17 protein-coding genes and 1 pseudogene are annotated in these 14,377 nt (G+C 57.4%); 14 read left to right on the plus strand and 4 right to left on the minus strand.

Annotated elements, in window-relative coordinates; all coding sequences use genetic code 11:
• The first annotated feature begins 58 nt into the window (after window positions 1-58).
• The 9 genes from ccmA to ccmI are packed head-to-tail and all read left to right on the plus strand — an operon-like array spanning window position 59 to window position 6,591.
• Window positions 59-682: a cytochrome c biogenesis heme-transporting ATPase CcmA gene (ccmA, locus tag AC3EMD_RS10935; protein WP_012541448.1), complete on the plus strand. Its 624-nt coding sequence runs from the start codon at window positions 59-61 to the stop codon at window positions 680-682.
• Window positions 679-1,338, plus strand: a complete 660-nt coding sequence (gene ccmB, locus AC3EMD_RS10940) for a heme exporter protein CcmB (protein WP_012967964.1) — start codon at window positions 679-681, stop codon at window positions 1,336-1,338. Before ccmA ends, ccmB begins: the two co-directional genes overlap by 4 nt.
• A gap of 49 nt (window positions 1,339-1,387) precedes the next feature.
• Window positions 1,388-2,125 (plus strand): heme ABC transporter permease, encoded by a 738-nt coding sequence (locus AC3EMD_RS10945; RefSeq protein WP_008804529.1) that lies wholly within the window; start codon window positions 1,388-1,390, stop codon window positions 2,123-2,125.
• Entirely contained in the window at window positions 2,122-2,352 is a 231-nt protein-coding gene (gene ccmD, locus AC3EMD_RS10950) for a heme exporter protein CcmD (RefSeq protein WP_002908220.1), read from the plus strand. The genes AC3EMD_RS10945 and ccmD overlap by 4 nt, the downstream gene beginning before the upstream one ends.
• Entirely contained in the window at window positions 2,336-2,794 is a 459-nt protein-coding gene (ccmE, locus tag AC3EMD_RS10955; protein ID WP_046882375.1) for a cytochrome c maturation protein CcmE, read from the plus strand. The genes ccmD and ccmE overlap by 17 nt, the downstream gene beginning before the upstream one ends.
• On the plus strand, window positions 2,791-4,743 hold the full coding sequence (locus AC3EMD_RS10960) for a heme lyase CcmF/NrfE family subunit (protein WP_048330385.1): 1,953 nt from the start codon (window positions 2,791-2,793) through the stop codon (window positions 4,741-4,743). Before ccmE ends, AC3EMD_RS10960 begins: the two co-directional genes overlap by 4 nt.
• The gene (locus AC3EMD_RS10965; protein ID WP_008804532.1) at window positions 4,740-5,294 is read left to right on the plus strand and encodes a DsbE family thiol:disulfide interchange protein; all 555 of its coding nucleotides are present in this window, start codon (window positions 4,740-4,742) and stop codon (window positions 5,292-5,294) included. The genes AC3EMD_RS10960 and AC3EMD_RS10965 overlap by 4 nt, the downstream gene beginning before the upstream one ends.
• Window positions 5,295-5,305: 11 nt before the next feature.
• Window positions 5,306-5,752, plus strand: a complete 447-nt coding sequence (locus AC3EMD_RS10970; RefSeq protein ID WP_014599186.1) for a cytochrome c-type biogenesis protein — start codon at window positions 5,306-5,308, stop codon at window positions 5,750-5,752.
• Complete coding sequence (ccmI, locus tag AC3EMD_RS10975; RefSeq protein ID WP_302074084.1) at window positions 5,749-6,591, plus strand: c-type cytochrome biogenesis protein CcmI; 843 nt, start codon at window positions 5,749-5,751, stop codon at window positions 6,589-6,591. The genes AC3EMD_RS10970 and ccmI overlap by 4 nt, the downstream gene beginning before the upstream one ends.
• Window positions 6,592-6,856: 265 nt before the next feature.
• Here the strand turns inward: ccmI and AC3EMD_RS10980 are convergent, their stop codons facing one another.
• The 3 genes from AC3EMD_RS10980 to AC3EMD_RS10990 form a co-directional block, all read right to left on the minus strand.
• Window positions 6,857-7,375, minus strand: coding sequence for a GNAT family N-acetyltransferase (locus tag AC3EMD_RS10980; protein WP_023297784.1), 519 nt, complete (start codon window positions 7,373-7,375; stop codon window positions 6,857-6,859).
• 25 nt (window positions 7,376-7,400) lie between these two features.
• Window positions 7,401-7,862: a GNAT family N-acetyltransferase gene (locus AC3EMD_RS10985; RefSeq protein WP_038422686.1), complete on the minus strand. Its 462-nt coding sequence runs from the start codon at window positions 7,860-7,862 to the stop codon at window positions 7,401-7,403.
• A 62-nt stretch (window positions 7,863-7,924) separates the two neighbouring features.
• Window positions 7,925-8,527, minus strand: a complete 603-nt coding sequence (locus AC3EMD_RS10990; protein ID WP_038422685.1) for a helix-turn-helix domain-containing protein — start codon at window positions 8,525-8,527, stop codon at window positions 7,925-7,927.
• Window positions 8,528-8,570: 43 nt separating this feature from the next.
• Between AC3EMD_RS10990 and AC3EMD_RS10995 the strand changes: the two genes are divergently transcribed.
• The 4 genes and pseudogenes from AC3EMD_RS10995 to AC3EMD_RS11010 all read left to right on the plus strand — a co-directional run bounded on the left by AC3EMD_RS10995 (window position 8,571) and on the right by AC3EMD_RS11010 (window position 11,588).
• Complete coding sequence (locus tag AC3EMD_RS10995; RefSeq protein ID WP_012967971.1) at window positions 8,571-9,266, plus strand: B3/B4 domain-containing protein; 696 nt, start codon at window positions 8,571-8,573, stop codon at window positions 9,264-9,266.
• A 32-nt stretch (window positions 9,267-9,298) separates the two neighbouring features.
• Window positions 9,299-9,805, plus strand: a pseudogene (locus AC3EMD_RS11000) (dihydrodipicolinate synthase family protein); the annotation flags it as partial.
• Window positions 9,806-10,009: 204 nt separating this feature from the next.
• Complete coding sequence (locus AC3EMD_RS11005; protein ID WP_038422683.1) at window positions 10,010-10,372, plus strand: TonB family protein; 363 nt, start codon at window positions 10,010-10,012, stop codon at window positions 10,370-10,372.
• Between the two features lie 178 nt (window positions 10,373-10,550).
• A complete protein-coding gene (locus AC3EMD_RS11010) occupies window positions 10,551-11,588 on the plus strand; it encodes a S66 family peptidase (protein ID WP_060619636.1) in 1,038 nt (345 codons plus the stop codon).
• A 375-nt stretch (window positions 11,589-11,963) separates the two neighbouring features.
• On the opposite strand, the gene AC3EMD_RS11015 is transcribed toward AC3EMD_RS11010, so the two are convergent.
• Window positions 11,964-12,944 (minus strand): quinone oxidoreductase family protein, encoded by a 981-nt coding sequence (locus tag AC3EMD_RS11015; protein WP_016161246.1) that lies wholly within the window; start codon window positions 12,942-12,944, stop codon window positions 11,964-11,966.
• Between the two features lie 107 nt (window positions 12,945-13,051).
• Between AC3EMD_RS11015 and AC3EMD_RS11020 the strand changes: the two genes are divergently transcribed.
• Window positions 13,052-13,918 (plus strand): LysR family transcriptional regulator, encoded by an 867-nt coding sequence (locus AC3EMD_RS11020; RefSeq protein ID WP_016161245.1) that lies wholly within the window; start codon window positions 13,052-13,054, stop codon window positions 13,916-13,918.
• Window positions 13,919-14,377 lie beyond the last annotated feature (459 nt).

Genomic DNA, 14,377 nt, shown 5'->3' on the forward strand with positions numbered 1-14,377 from the left:
GCGCAACCCATACTTAGCCACGACGTAAAATACTGTCTGAATCAAGGAGTTTGCCTTCATGCTGCATGCAGAGCGACTGACCTGCATCGTTGACGATCGACCGCTATTTGCGGCGCTGACGCTGTCCCTCGCTGCCGGCGAGCTGCTGCAGGTCGCCGGTGATAACGGCGCGGGGAAAACCTCGCTGCTGCGGATCCTTTGCGGCCTGGCGCGCCCGGAAAGCGGGGTGGTGAGCTGGCAGGGGCAGCCGCTGGCGAAGGTCCGGGAGTCATTTCATCGTCAGTTGCTGTGGCTGGGCCATAAACCCGGCGTCAACGCGGCGCTGACCGCCGATGAAAACCTGCGTTTCTTCTTTCCATCCAGCCGCCTTCAGCAGCGGGAAAGCGCCCTCGCCGCCGTCGGCCTGGCGGGCTATGAAGACCTCCCCTTGAGCCAGCTCTCCGCCGGGCAGCAGCGGCGGGTGGCGCTGACCCGCCTGTGGTTAACCGACGCGCCGCTGTGGATCCTCGATGAGCCGTTCACCGCGCTCGACGCCACGGCGATGGAAACCCTGACCCGCCGCCTGGAGCAGCACGCCCGGCAGGGGGGAAGTGCGATCCTCACGACTCATCAGCCGCTGCGGCCGCTGCGCTGTCCGTTGCGCACCCTGCGCCTCGGCGGCGACGCGGGAGGCGGGCAATGATGCGAGCGCTGTTGGCCCGGGAACTGCGCCTGGCGTGGCGCAGCGGGGCGGAGATCCTCAATCCGCTCTGGTTCTTTCTGATCGTCATCACCCTGTTTCCGTTCGGCGTCGGCGCCGCGCCACAGCTGCTGGCGCAGATTGCGCCGGGCGTGGTGTGGGTCGCCGCGCTGCTGGCGGCGCTGCTGGTGATGGATCGGTTGTTTCGCGACGACTGGCAGGACGGTTCCCTGGAGCAACTGATGCTCCTGCCGACGCCGCTGGTGGCGGTTGTGCTGGTGAAGGTGGTTGCCCACTGGATGATGAGCGGCCTGCCGCTGCTGATCGTCTCGCCGCTGGCGGCGCTGCTGCTGGGGATGAGTCTGCACGATGCCGGCGTGCTGGCGCTGACCTTGCTGCTCGGCACCCCGACGCTCAGTTTTCTCGGCGCGGTGGGGGTTGGCCTGACGGTCGGCCTGAAGCGCGGCGGCGTCCTGCTGAGCCTGCTGGTGCTGCCGCTGGCGGTGCCGCTGCTGATTTTCGCCACCGCGGCCTGCCAGGCGGCAGCGGCCGGGCTCCCGGTCAGCGGCTATCTGGCGATGCTGGCGGCGTTCTTAACCGCCAGCGCCACCCTGTGCCCGTTCGCCACCGCCGCCGCGCTGCGGCTGACCGTGCAATAATTCGCTGCGCCTGCGGGCGCGGCCATCATAACCGTGTGAGTAAGCGTCTATGTGGAAAGCGTTACATCAACTGGCGATCCCCGAGCGGCTGTACCGTCTGTGCGGATGCTGGATCCCCTGGCTGGCGGCGTTGAGCGCGCTGTTGCTGGTCATCGGCCTGGGGTGGGGCTTTGGCTTCGCCCCCGCGGACTATCAGCAGGGGGAAAGCTATCGGATCATGTACCTTCACGTCCCGGCGGCGATGTGGTCGATGGGGCTGTACCTGGCGATGGCCGTCGCGGCCTTCGTCGGGGTGGTCTGGCAGATCAAAATGGCCGACCTGGCGATCGCCGCCCTGGCGCCGGTGGGGGCGGTCTGCACCCTGGTGGCACTGGTCAGCGGCGCGGCATGGGGTAAGCCGATGTGGGGAACCTGGTGGATCTGGGACGCCCGCCTGACCTCAGAGCTGGTGCTGCTGTTTCTTTACGCCGGAGTCATCGCCCTGTGGCACGCCTTTGACGACCGGCGGCTGGCCGGGCGCGCGGCCGGGATCCTCGTCCTGGTCGGGGTGGTCAATCTGCCCATCATTCATTACTCGGTCTACTGGTGGAACACCCTGCACCAGGGCTCGACCAACCTGCAGCAAACCATCGACCCAAGCATGCGTCTGCCGCTGCGGATCTGCATCTTTGCCTTCCTCATGCTGTCGGTCACGCTGACCCTGATGCGCCTGCGTAACCTGATCCTGCAGCTGGAGCGCCGTCGACCGTGGGTGGTGGCGCTGGTGAATAAAGGAGCTGCCCGATGAGCCCCGCCTTTTCGTCTTTCGCCGCCTTCCTGAATATGGGCGGCTATGCCGTGTACGTCTGGCTGGCGGTGGCCGTGGCGGTCGCCGCCTTTGGCCTGCTGACGGTGCATACCCTGTGGGCGCGGCGGGCGCTGTTCCATGAGGTACGACGCCAGCAGGCGCGCGAGCGGCGGATCGCTGCCGCCCGCGAACACGACAAGGAGGCCGCTGATGCAAGCGCGTCGTAAAACCCGGCTGTATATCGTGCTGGCGGTGCTCGCCGGCCTCGGGCTGACCGTCAGCCTGACGCTGTACGCCCTTAGCAGCAATATCGATCTGTTCTACACCCCGGGGGAAATTATCTACGGCAAAACGGAAACCCGGGCGCTGCCCCATACCGGGCAGCGGCTGCGGGTGGGGGGCTACGTTCAGCCGGGCTCCCTGCAGCGCGACCCGCAAACCCTCGACGTGCGCTTTAAGCTGTATGACGCCCGCGGGGTCGTGGACGTCAGCTATAAGGGCATTCTGCCGGACCTGTTCCGTGAGGGTCAGGGCGTGGTGGCCCAGGGCGTACTGGACGGCGAGCGGCATATTACCGCCCAGCAGGTGCTGGCCAAACATGATGAAAATTACACGCCGCCGGAGGTGAAAAACGCCATGACGCCGGAGAAAACGAGGGCGCAGCCATGATGCCGGAGCTGGGCAACTTTTTACTGTGTCTGGCGGCGGGGTTGGCGCTGCTCCTGAGCATCTATCCCCTGTGGGGCGCGGCGCGGCAGGATCGGCGGCTGATGGCCCTGGCCCGGCCGCTGGCCTGCGGGCTGTTCGCCTGTATCGGCGTCGCCTTCCTGCTGCTGGTGCACGCCTTTGTGGTCAATGACTTTACCGTCCGCTACGTGGCGGAAAACTCCAACAGCGCGCTGCCGGTGTGGTATCGGGTGGCGGCGACCTGGGGGGCGCACGAGGGCTCGCTGCTGCTGTGGGTCCTGCTGCTCAGCGTCTGGACCTTCGCCGTCGCCATCTTCAGCCGCCGAATGCCGCTCGACGCCGTCGCCCGGGTGCTGGCGGTGATGGGGATGATCGCCTTTGGGTTCCTGCTGTTTATCCTCTTTACCTCCAACCCGTTCAGCCGCGGCCTGCCGCAGTACCCCATTGATGGCCGCGACCTCAATCCGCTGCTGCAGGATATCGGCATGATTTTCCATCCGCCGATCCTCTATATGGGTTACGTCGGCTTCTCGGTGGCTTTCGCCTTCGCCATCGCCTCGCTGCTGGCGGGGCGGCTGGATACTGCCTGGGCGCGCTGGTCGCGTCCCTGGACCCAGGCGGCATGGATGTTCCTCACCCTCGGCATCGTGCTGGGCTCGGCGTGGGCCTACTACGAACTGGGCTGGGGCGGCTGGTGGTTCTGGGATCCGGTGGAAAACGCCTCGTTTATGCCGTGGCTGGTGGGAACCGCGCTGCTGCACTCCCTGGCGGTAACCGAGAAGCGCGGCAGCTTCCGCGCCTGGACGGTGCTGCTGGCCATCGCCGCCTTCTCCCTGTGTCTTCTGGGCACCTTCCTGGTGCGCTCCGGGGTGCTGGTCTCAGTGCATGCCTTCGCCTCGGATCCGTCGCGCGGGCTGTTTATTCTGGTACTGCTGATTGTCGCCATCGGCGGATCGCTGCTGCTGTACGCCCTGAAGGGCGGCCGGGTGCGGGCGCGGGTGGAACATACGCTGTGGTCGCGCGAGTCGTTCCTGCTTGGCAACAATATCTTGCTGATGGCCGCGATGCTGGTGGTGCTCCTCGGAACGCTGCTGCCGCTGGTGCATAAAGAGCTGGGCCTCGGCAGCATCTCCATTGGCGAGCCGTTCTTCAATACCATGTTCACCGCCCTGATGGCGCCTTTTGCGCTGCTGCTGGGGCTGGGACCGCTGATCCGCTGGCGGCGCGATGACGTCGCCAGGCAGATTAAACGCCTGATTATTGCCCTGGTGGTGACGTTGTCACTTTCTCTGGCGCTGCCGTGGCTGCTGCAGGACCGTATCACCGCCATGGCGGTCATCGGCCTGATGATGGCCCTGTGGGTGCTGATCTTCGCCCTGATGGAGGTTCACGAACGGGCCACCCATCGCCACGGCTTCTGGCGCGGCCTGCGCACCCTGACCCGCAGCCAGTGGGGGATGGTGCTCGGTCACGTCGGCGTGGCGGTGACCGTTATCGGCATCACCTTCAGCCAGAACTACAGCGTGGAACGCGATGTACGGATGCGCCCCGGCGACAGTATCGATATCCACCGCTATCACTTTGTGTTTAATGGCGTGCGCAATATCGTCGGCCCCAACTGGACCGGCGGCGAAGGCATTATTGCCGTGACCCGCAACGGCCGCCCGGAAGCGACGCTGTATGCCGAGAAGCGCTTTTACACCGCCAGCCGGATGATGATGACCGAGGCGGCGATCAGCGGCGGGCTGACCCGCGATCTGTACGCCGCGCTGGGGGAAGAGTTGAGCGACGGCAGCTGGGCGGTGCGTCTGTACTATAAACCGTTCGTTCGCTGGATCTGGTACGGCGGGGTACTGATGGCCCTCGGCGGTCTGTGCTGCATGCTCGACCCGCGCTACCGGATGCGTAAGAAGCTGCAGGAGGCCTCATGAACCGGAAGCTACTGTTTATCCCGCTGGTGCTGTTTCTGGCACTGGCCGCTGCGCTGTTCTGGCAACTGATGCGCAACGCCGATGGCGATGACCCGACGACCCTCGAGTCGGCGCTGATTGGCAAACCGCTGCCGGAATTTCGCCTTGAAGCGCTGAATACCCCCGGCCAGACGCTGGACCGGCGCACGCTGATTGACGGCAAGCCGCTGCTGCTTAACGTCTGGGCCACCTGGTGTCCAACCTGTCGCGCCGAGCATCAGTTTCTCAACGGCCTGGCGCAGCAGGGCGTGCGGGTGGTGGGGATGAACTACAAAGACGATCGGCAGAAGGCGATGAGCTGGCTGCAGCGCCTGGGGAACCCGTACATGCTGAGCCTGTACGATGGCAACGGCATGCTTGGCCTGGATCTCGGGGTCTATGGCGCGCCGGAGACGTTTCTCATCGACGGTCAGGGCATCATCCGCTGGCGGCACGCCGGCGACCTGAACGAACGGGTGTGGCGCGAGGAGCTCCAGCCGCTGTGGGATCAATACAACCGGAGGGCGGGCTGATGAGATGTGCAATGGTCATCCTGCTGGCGCTGATGCTGACCGGCCAGGCGTGGGCCGCCATCGACACCTGGCAGTTTAAGGATGAGGCCCAGGAGCAGGCCTTCCGCGAGATCACCTCCCAGCTGCGCTGCCCGAAATGCCAGAACAACAGCATCGCCGACTCAAACGCGATGATTGCCGCTGATATGCGGCAGAAGGTGTACGAGCTGATGCAGCAGGGGAAAACGAAAGGGCAGATCGTTGACTATATGGTGGCCCGCTACGGTCATTTTGTCAGCTACGAGCCGCCCCTGACCGCGGGCACGGTGCTGCTGTGGCTGGGGCCGGGGCTGTTCGTGCTGGCGGGCGCGGGGGTGATTATCGCCCGCGCGCGTCGTCGCGACATTCCTGACGCGGCGCTCAGCGCCGAAGAGCGCCAGCGTCTGGCGGCATTATTGAAAGAAGGAAAAGAACGATGAGCCTGTTGGTGGTTATCGTCGCGCTGCTGCTGGCTGGCGCGCTGGGGCTGCTTTATTACCCGTGGCCGGGCAAAGGGGCGGTGGACCGCGATACCCTCAACCGCGCTCTGTACCAGTCGCGTCTGCAGGAGCTGGCGCAGGAGCGTGGCGAGGACAACCCGGCGCTGGTCGTCGAGCTGCAGCGCACGCTGCTGACGGATATTCCGCCCCAGGCAAAGCCTGACGAACGGCCACTAAGCCGCTGGGCGCTGCTTCCGGGCGCGCTGCTGCTGGTGGTCCTGAGTCTGGGCCTGTATCTGAAAACCAGCGATATTGGCCAGGTGCTGCTCTGGCAGCAGGCTGAACGGCATTATCCTGCGTTGTTGCAGCAGGTTAAGGACCCGACGGCGGCACCGCTGCGTATGGATGAGCTGGCGGAGCTGCGGCTCGGGCTGCGCAGCCATCTGCAGGATACCCCGAACGACCTCGCCGGCTGGCAGCTGCTTGGGCGTCTTGGCCTGTTGTTGAACGATGGCGAGACGGCGATCGGCGCCTTTGGCCGGGCGCATGATCTGGCGGCGGATGACCCGGCGGCGGTTTTCGATTACGCCAGCGCGCTGGTGCGGGCGGGAGATAGCGGTCAGGTTCGGATGGGCGAGTTGCTGCTGCGTGACCTGCATCAGCGGCAGCCGAACAGCCTGCCGGTGCTGGAGATGCTGGCCCTGAGCGCGGTGCGTAATGAAGATTACCCCGAAGCCGTGGCAGCCCTGCAGGCGTTACTGGCCCGGCTGCCGGAAGGGGATGCGCGGCGCGAGGCGATCGTCCGCCAGCTGGCGCAAGCGCAGCAGCAGGCGCAGTAACAGCCCGGCGGCGCTGCGCAGGCGCGGGCCAGGGGCATGCCACCAGAAGAGTACGGGCGGCCCTGTTTTTGTAGGCCGGGTCAGGCGCAGCCGCCACCCGGCAAAATAACGGCACAAGAGTGGCACAACCGCGTAGCCCGGATAAGGCGCCACGCGCCGCCATCCGGGATTTTCCGAGTCGGCGCTACGCTTAGCCGCTAGCGCGTTACGTCTCCTGGTGTCGATCACGCCTGCTGTGTGCCAGAGCGGACGTCGTAATGTTTGTTCAGCTAACACCCGTTGAGCGTTTCATAATGATATCTCTCTGGGGATCTGTCCCAACCTGGAAGATATGTTCACCCACCTCGGTAAACCCAAGCTTACGGTAAAAAGAGATTGCCCTTGGGTTATGTTCCCAGACACCTAACCAGACAATATCCGATCCCTGTGCCGCAAATTCAGCAAAGCACTTGTGTATCAGCGCTTGTGCAAAACCTTTGCCATGATAAGGTTCATCGATATACAGACACAGGATTTCCCCGGCGTGAATGCTATTTACACAGGGAGGAAATGCTTCCCACCTCAGTTGGGCATACCCTATCAGTTTGCTTTCGTATTCGCAGACTAATGTAATCCAGTCTTCTCTGAGGATTTCTTGCAACTGAGTATCTGTTGAATAACTTGCCTGGCAGTGAAGCTCCATATCCTTCTGAGTATTACCCGCCTCAAACGTTTTTCTAAAGGTGCGTTCGGCTAAAATGGCAAGCTCTTCTGCATCAGAGGGACGGGCCCTACGGATTAACATTTATCATTACTCTCAAAAAATAGTCTTACTTTTGCCCGGGTTGACGATAAATATCGGGTCGATTGATTTGCCAGACAAAATCTGGTTGGTTCAATGGGTTATACCCCAGCTTCTGGTAGAGCCAGGGCGCGCTAGAGGTTACCAGCATTATCCGTCGCAGGCGTGACATCACGGGATGGGCGTGACAGCATTCAATCAGCCAACGACCAAGACCACTTTTCTGATACTCGTTCAGCACGTAGACGTCGCACAAATAACCAAAAGTGGCATAGTCGGTGACCAGACGGGCGAAGCCGATTTGTCTTGTTCCATCCAGAAGCGCAAAACAAAGGCTGTTCTGGATTGATATTCTGACCGTTTCAGCATCAATGCCAGGCGCCCAGGACGATTGCGAGAGGTAATCGTGAATGGCTTCCAGCTGAAAAAAGGCGGGATCGGTTGTGACAGTAAACTGGCCTTGGGTAAAACGCAGATGCTGATTATCCACTAAACGACTCCTTGCAAACTTGCTTTGATGAGACAAGCCCTACAGGCATACCGGGCAACCACTCAGGATGCTTTCTCATGTACTGTCATGATAAATACCAGCGGGCTCTCCCCCTGGTTTTCGTAGAAATGAGGAACGTCCGTTCTGGCCGTTGCCGAACAGCCGGTTTTTACCCGATACAAATGGTCCTTTACCCCCAATGTGAGCGTGCCCGACTGAACATAAAACAGTTCAAGCGTTCCTTCCGTATGGCCCGGTGAAGCAAACTTTTCCCCCGGCTGCATTTCCCACATCCAGAGCTCGGTCATATCAGGCCCACCCGACCCTGCGAGCAGTCTTGCTCTCCCGCCTTTTTCACCTTCCCACAATTCTGGGATCTCATCTTCAGCAATGAGATGCACAGTCGGTTTGGAACTGACATCCACAAAATCAGCCACCGAAACCCCCATCGCGGTAGCCAGGCGGCATAACAGAGCAATGCTGGGATTGGCCCGGCATCCTTCTATCTCAACCAGCGCTCCCTTGCTGACGCCGGCTCGACGGGAGAGTTCATCGAGGGAGATTTTCTTTTGCTTACGATACTGTTTAATTCGCTGAGATACGGCTTCATTCACCGTGTTGACGATAGCATTTGCATCGGTCATTAAATTGACTTTTTTGGTCATCGGTCATTATCATAGAATAAATTAGTCATTAAAGGATTATCACGTGTTAACCGTCTCTCCGTCAATTGCCCCTGAAATTTATCGTATTGCCCCAGGTTTTCGGGCACTCAGTATCTGCGTAAAAGCTGCGCCAGTGCTTCATCCCGACGCTGGAGAAATCGCGCTGCGGGAAGCCTGTGAAGCCGTTCTGGCCGGCGAACCGGAATGGGCGGGATCTCATCTGGCAGCCTGGGCCGACGTTTTTCAAAAGTTTGGTGCTAAACCTAAACGCACCCCTTGCTCAGCTGATGCGTTACGTAAGCGCGTATTACGTGACGGAACGATGCCCGCGCTCGATCCCATCGTTGATCTTTATAACGCCGTGAGTCTCCGCTACGCCGTACCGGTTGGTGGGGAGAATATCTCTGCCTATCAGGGTTCACCACGTCTGGCTGTGGCAAACGGAACAGAGCCTTTTGATACCGTCAAAGAGGGTGAAACGGCCGTTGAATATCCTTCACAAGGAGAGGTTATCTGGTGTGATGACACCGGCGTGACCTGCCGCCGCTGGAACTGGCGACAGGGGATCAGAACCCGTCTGGGCGTGGACGCTCAGCAAATGTGGTTCATTCTGGAAAGCCTGCCGCAGATGCCGCTGGAAAAACTGCACGAAGCCGGGAAGATGCTGACCGACGGCCTGGAAAAAATGATGCCCGGCCTGTGGTTTGACGTTGCTCTCATCGAAGAACAACAGCAGTAATATCCTTCAGGAGAAACAGGTATGTTTAGCGGTTATCGGCGTTTCCATTAACCCCAATAGCCGCCAGCGGCGTGGATGAAAAGGGGTTCAGCCATATGCTTTCCCGCCGTACAGATGCTCGGGTTGATTCTATGGGCATCCTGGGGTCAACCGCACGCTACGCCTATCTGACCCGGGAGCAGCGCAAGCGCGTAGCCACTCTGGCAAAACAGCATGCCGGGGACATCCCGGTTATGGTCTGTGTGGGATCGGTCCGTATCGACGCCATTCTACATCTGGCTGATGATGCCCAGGCAGCTGGCGCGAATGTCCTGTTACTCCCGGCGGTCAGCTACCAGTCACTCCGTGACGACGAAGTCTTCTCACGCTTCGAGGCCGTTACCCGGCACCTGTCTGTATCAGTGTGTATCTCTGATAATCCGGGCACGACGCATTTTACCTTTACGGACGAACTCCATGGTCGTCTCTCATCACTTAAGGGGGTTAGCTCGGTCATGTTCCCTGACGAGCCGGACAGCGTAGCTGACAGCTGGCAAAGGAATCATTGATACACTCGCTCAGCTCCCACTAGTCCTGATAGCGAAACGACCCCGGGAATGGGTGTGGTACGAAGCGCCTGGTAAGGAGGTCAAAGGGATTGCCGCTGAAGACGCGGTATTCACTGATCATTTCATCTGGTAGCCTGTCACTCGCGCCGTTGGTAACGTGAAGATTCATGGTTAATTTTGGAATTCGGACGATTTATGCAAGCTATCAGACTATTCACCCTGATTCTGCCATTGTTCCTGGCACTCTGCGCCGGTATACCGGCCAGCGCCAGCACACCTTCAGGCAGCATTTCCTCTGCAAATGCAGCAATTACCACTCATGATAAGAACGGAAACCTCCTGCCGAATGCTCTGCGGATTCAGTATGATGTTGATTCAGATGGCAGAGTTCAGAATGTTAAGATACTGGAATCGACAACGACTCCGGAGTTTGAACATAAAATCATCGAGAAAATGATGAGTAAATGGCGCTTTGAAAAGGGGAAACCGGGAATAGCTAAAAGAGTAGTCGTCATGATCCAACCCAAATCAGCCGGCGGTCCCGCGAATAAGCAGTAAGCACTTTTGAGGATTAGTTGCCTGACGCATCATCTACGCCGGTAAAGTCCCTTGGGTGCCATGAGCAGACCTTTTAAAGGCTCATAGAAAAAACAAGCGGAGTGTTCGCCTGTTAATTTTACATCCTGGCTTTAATTATGGATTATGGAATTCTATATGTTCTGAAAAGGATTTATCCATGAGTGTCCTCTTTCCACCCAGGCTGGTTCCAGGAGATGTTATTGGTGTAACCGCTCCATCTTCTGGCGTACCTGAACATCTGCATCCCAGACTGGAACTCGCCATAAAAAACCTAAAGGAAAGAGGTTACCAGGTCCGCGAAGGGCGCTGCTTACGCTCGCAGCACAAAAATAAAAGCGCCACTAAATTTTCTCGCGTTGAAGAATTAATGTCTTATCTTACTGACCCAGATATAAAAGCTGTTATGCCACCTTGGGGCGGTGATCTGGCGATGGAATTACTTGATTTGATTGATTTTGATCTGTTGTCCCGGTCTAAACCAAAATGGTTTGTGGGCTTTTCAGATCTTAGTACACTTCATTTCCCACTGACGACGATATCGGGCTGGGCTACTTTGCATGGGCCGAACCTCATGGATCTTGGCGCTCAAAAGTTAGATGCCACCACTCAGGCCGTATGGGAAATTCTGGAATCGAATCGGGGAACTGTAATCAAACAGTACTCTTCAACAGCATTTCAAGCGGATGAAAATCAATGGGGAACAGCGTCAGACGGAGGTTTCAATCTGACCCAAAAAACACAGTGGAAACGCCTTGATGGTGTTACATCTTCTCTGACATTTAGCGGGAAACTGATCGGCGGCTGCCTCGAAATAATATCCAGGTTAGCAGGTACACCATTCGGGAATGTGCCCTTGTTCAAGGCGAGCAATAGCCCTCAAGGAATAATCCTCTATTTTGAAAATGTGGAGATGGCTCCCTGTGAATTAACACGCGCATTATTTAGCTTACGATTACAGGGTTGGTTTGATAACTTAAATGGTGTTCTTATCGGCAGAAGTGCTGCACCCGACGTAAGCGACCCGACTAAACATAATTATCTGGATGCCCTTAAAGCCGCTTTAGAGAATATTGCCGTGCCCGTACTCTATGATGTTGATATTGGCCACATACCTCCTCAAATATCCCTGGTAAATGGAGCCGATGCGACGGTATTTTTCGCTGAAAATGGTAGCTGGGTAACTCAGCAGTTGTAGATAAGGCAGTATTAATCACAAAGGCGGGCCTTGCTGTTCTTTTGCACTAAAGATCCGCTCTTCGTTCAGAGCGGACCTCACGGCGCTTCAGAGGGGCCGCGCTTTGTCAGAAATAGCCGTTTAACATGGCGATCGTTTACGTCGTGCATTAAGCAATGCCTAAGTGCCGGGAGCGGACATTGTATGAACGTTAGTAATTTAGCAGACTCACCCCTTTTATCTAATTTCTTGCATATCTCCCTGGCAGTACCTGAAGGAGACGACAAGCGGGGAACGATTGTCCTTAAGGGATATAAATCCAGCCTGGTCGTCACGTCACTGATACGGCATTTCTTTAAAGATGCCTGCGTCTCTTGTTTCATTCACGTCCGAGTCTTAAGCCTGAACCGTGAGAATGACGCTTCCTGTTGTATGACCCGCCTCCAGAACCCGGTGTGCTTCTGCTGCGTCGGTAAGGATAAATTCAGCGCCAATGTGATTTTCAAGTCCTGCCGACAGCGCTGACATAAGGTCAGAAGCCCCTTTCCTGTATAGCGCAGCATCATCTGAATAGGCGAGTGAACTTGGTCGCATTAGTGCTATAGATCGGGCAAATCCCAGTTCTTCCACCCGCACGGGAGGTATGGGGCCGGCAGGCTGTCCAAGACTGGCGACAGTGCCAAAAGGGCGGACCACGCCGAGCGTTCTGGAGAGCATTGTTCCTCCTATACCGTCGATGGCCAGATGTACGCCATACCCTTCGGTGATGTCGCGGACTTTGTCCGGCCATGCAGCGTCGGTATGGAGCAAAACTTCACTCGCACCAGCAAGGCGGGCCGTTGCTACTTTTTCCGGTGAACCCGTTGTACCGATAACCCTGGCACCTTTCATCGTTGCCCAGCGGGTCACTATCTGCCCCAGCCCTCCGGCAGCAGAATGAACCAGTATCCAGTCGCCAGCCCTGACTTCCCTTACTTTGTTGAGTAACATATGCGCGGTAAGGCCCCGAAGCATCGTACTACCGGCTGTACGAGTGTCCACACCATCCGGGATCCTGATAAGGCGGCTGGCAGGTATATTGCGACATTCAGCATAAGCGCCCATCGGATTTCCCGTATAGGCAACGCGGTCTCCTGCTGCAAAGGACCTGACGTTACTGCCCGTTGCTGTGACGACTCCGGCCCCTTCAAAACCAGGAACCGCCTGGGGATAGGGCTGAGGGTAGAGCCCTGAGCGAAAATAGATGTCAACAAAATTCACGCCGATTATTTCGTGTCTGATACTGACTTCATCGGGACCGGGACTGACTAGCTCTCTTTCCACCGCTTTAAGAACCTCAGGTCCACCCGGCTGGCTAATAATCATTGCTAACGACATTATTTTTTCCTCACTTATAAAGTGAGAAAACTATAAATGAGTTTATTACAGGAAGAATACAGGTATAAAAGCACCATACATGTGTAAAAATGCACACGAGGTGAGATATGGACTGGCAGGATTTACATTTTTTTTTCGCCCTTGCCCGGTGTGGTTCCCTGTCGGCCGCAGCCAGGGAACTTGGCGTAGACCATGCCACTGTGGGCCGCCGGATTGCGGCCCTTGAAAGTTCTCTGGGCCTGAGGCTCACAGAGCGTTTGCCACGCCGTACCACGCTTACCGGGCATGGGCGGATTATCGCCTCCGGCGCTGACGAAATGTACCGTATTGCAGACCGTATTCGAATCCAGGCGAGGTCATTGTGTGCCGAACCGGCCGTGCCTATAAATATCAGCGCGTCACCTGCCGTTGCAGCACACCTCATTGCGCCTGCTATAGCAGGATTCACCCGGAAACATCCGGGTATCACGTTGTCATTATCCGGCGTTTCGCACCATGTTCTTCTGAATAAAAGTGAGGCTGACATTGCGGTTCGCCTGGAAAGGCCTGACGATCCAGACCTGATGACAAGGCGTATAGGTACCATGCGCTTTGGTCTTTATGCTTCTCAGTTCTGGCAAGAAATTCCGCAAGAAGATTGGGTATTTATTGCTTATGACAGCACGCTTGCACATGTCACGCAGCAGCAATGGCTGGAATCACTGCTGAACGGGCGACGAGTTATCTTTCGGGCAAGCGATCTGATGGCGCAGCAACAGGCAGCCCGGAAAGGATTGGGCATCGTTACTTTACCCTGCTTTATGGGTGATAATGACAGCGAACTGGTAAGGCTGCCGGAAAATCTGCCTTCGCCCGTGAGGAACATTTGGCTGGTTGCCTACCCTGAAATTAAGCGCGATCACTCTGCTGTCGTGGTGATGGATTTCCTGGCTGAAATCATTGGCCGGTCCTGCCCACCTGGCAAGGATATCTGATTTTTTCTTGTTAATTACTTATGTTATATGACTGGCAGGGTTTCCCGGTAAAACGAACCATTCACGTTTAGAGATCTTCCGACATACTGATTATGTCCTCTGAGGAGATCACCATGCGTAAAGCCCGATTCATCGAACACCAGATCATTGCCGTTCTGAAGTCCGTCGAAGACAGACGTACCGTTAAGGGGGCAGTTTGGATATCAAAAAATATTGTACGTTAAGGCTGTATTTTTGACCTTTCGACTTTAGCTGGTCTCAGCCGACGAAACCACTGCGGGGTTAATGAAACTGCCGTCGTAGTTGCTTATTTCATGCTTGACAGAAACGACAGCATCCGTAATCAGACCTGCTGTTATCCAAATTAATGTCAGGATAAATTTATCTTCCGGCAAGTTGTATAAGTTGCATTTGCAACATGTGCGTAACCAGGCATGTTGCAAATGCAGCAGATAAGTT

It is taken from the genome of Klebsiella sp. PK18 (genome assembly GCF_057784655.1).

Coding starts and splice junctions, on each gene's coding strand:
- ccmA (WP_012541448.1), top strand. CDS start 59: ATGCTGCATGCAGAGCGACTGACCTGCATCGTTGACGATCGACCGCTA.
- ccmB (WP_012967964.1), top strand. CDS start 679: ATGATGCGAGCGCTGTTGGCCCGGGAACTGCGCCTGGCGTGGCGCAGC.
- AC3EMD_RS10945 (WP_008804529.1), top strand. CDS start 1,388: ATGTGGAAAGCGTTACATCAACTGGCGATCCCCGAGCGGCTGTACCGT.
- ccmD (WP_002908220.1), top strand. CDS start 2,122: ATGAGCCCCGCCTTTTCGTCTTTCGCCGCCTTCCTGAATATGGGCGGC.
- ccmE (WP_046882375.1), top strand. CDS start 2,336: ATGCAAGCGCGTCGTAAAACCCGGCTGTATATCGTGCTGGCGGTGCTC.
- AC3EMD_RS10960 (WP_048330385.1), top strand. CDS start 2,791: ATGATGCCGGAGCTGGGCAACTTTTTACTGTGTCTGGCGGCGGGGTTG.
- AC3EMD_RS10965 (WP_008804532.1), top strand. CDS start 4,740: ATGAACCGGAAGCTACTGTTTATCCCGCTGGTGCTGTTTCTGGCACTG.
- AC3EMD_RS10970 (WP_014599186.1), top strand. CDS start 5,306: ATGGTCATCCTGCTGGCGCTGATGCTGACCGGCCAGGCGTGGGCCGCC.
- ccmI (WP_302074084.1), top strand. CDS start 5,749: ATGAGCCTGTTGGTGGTTATCGTCGCGCTGCTGCTGGCTGGCGCGCTG.
- AC3EMD_RS10980 (WP_023297784.1), bottom strand. CDS start 7,375: ATGTTAATCCGTAGGGCCCGTCCCTCTGATGCAGAAGAGCTTGCCATT.
- AC3EMD_RS10990 (WP_038422685.1), bottom strand. CDS start 8,527: ATGACCAAAAAAGTCAATTTAATGACCGATGCAAATGCTATCGTCAAC.
- AC3EMD_RS11005 (WP_038422683.1), top strand. CDS start 10,010: ATGCAAGCTATCAGACTATTCACCCTGATTCTGCCATTGTTCCTGGCA.
- AC3EMD_RS11010 (WP_060619636.1), top strand. CDS start 10,551: ATGAGTGTCCTCTTTCCACCCAGGCTGGTTCCAGGAGATGTTATTGGT.
- AC3EMD_RS11015 (WP_016161246.1), bottom strand. CDS start 12,944: ATGTCGTTAGCAATGATTATTAGCCAGCCGGGTGGACCTGAGGTTCTT.
- AC3EMD_RS11020 (WP_016161245.1), top strand. CDS start 13,052: ATGGACTGGCAGGATTTACATTTTTTTTTCGCCCTTGCCCGGTGTGGT.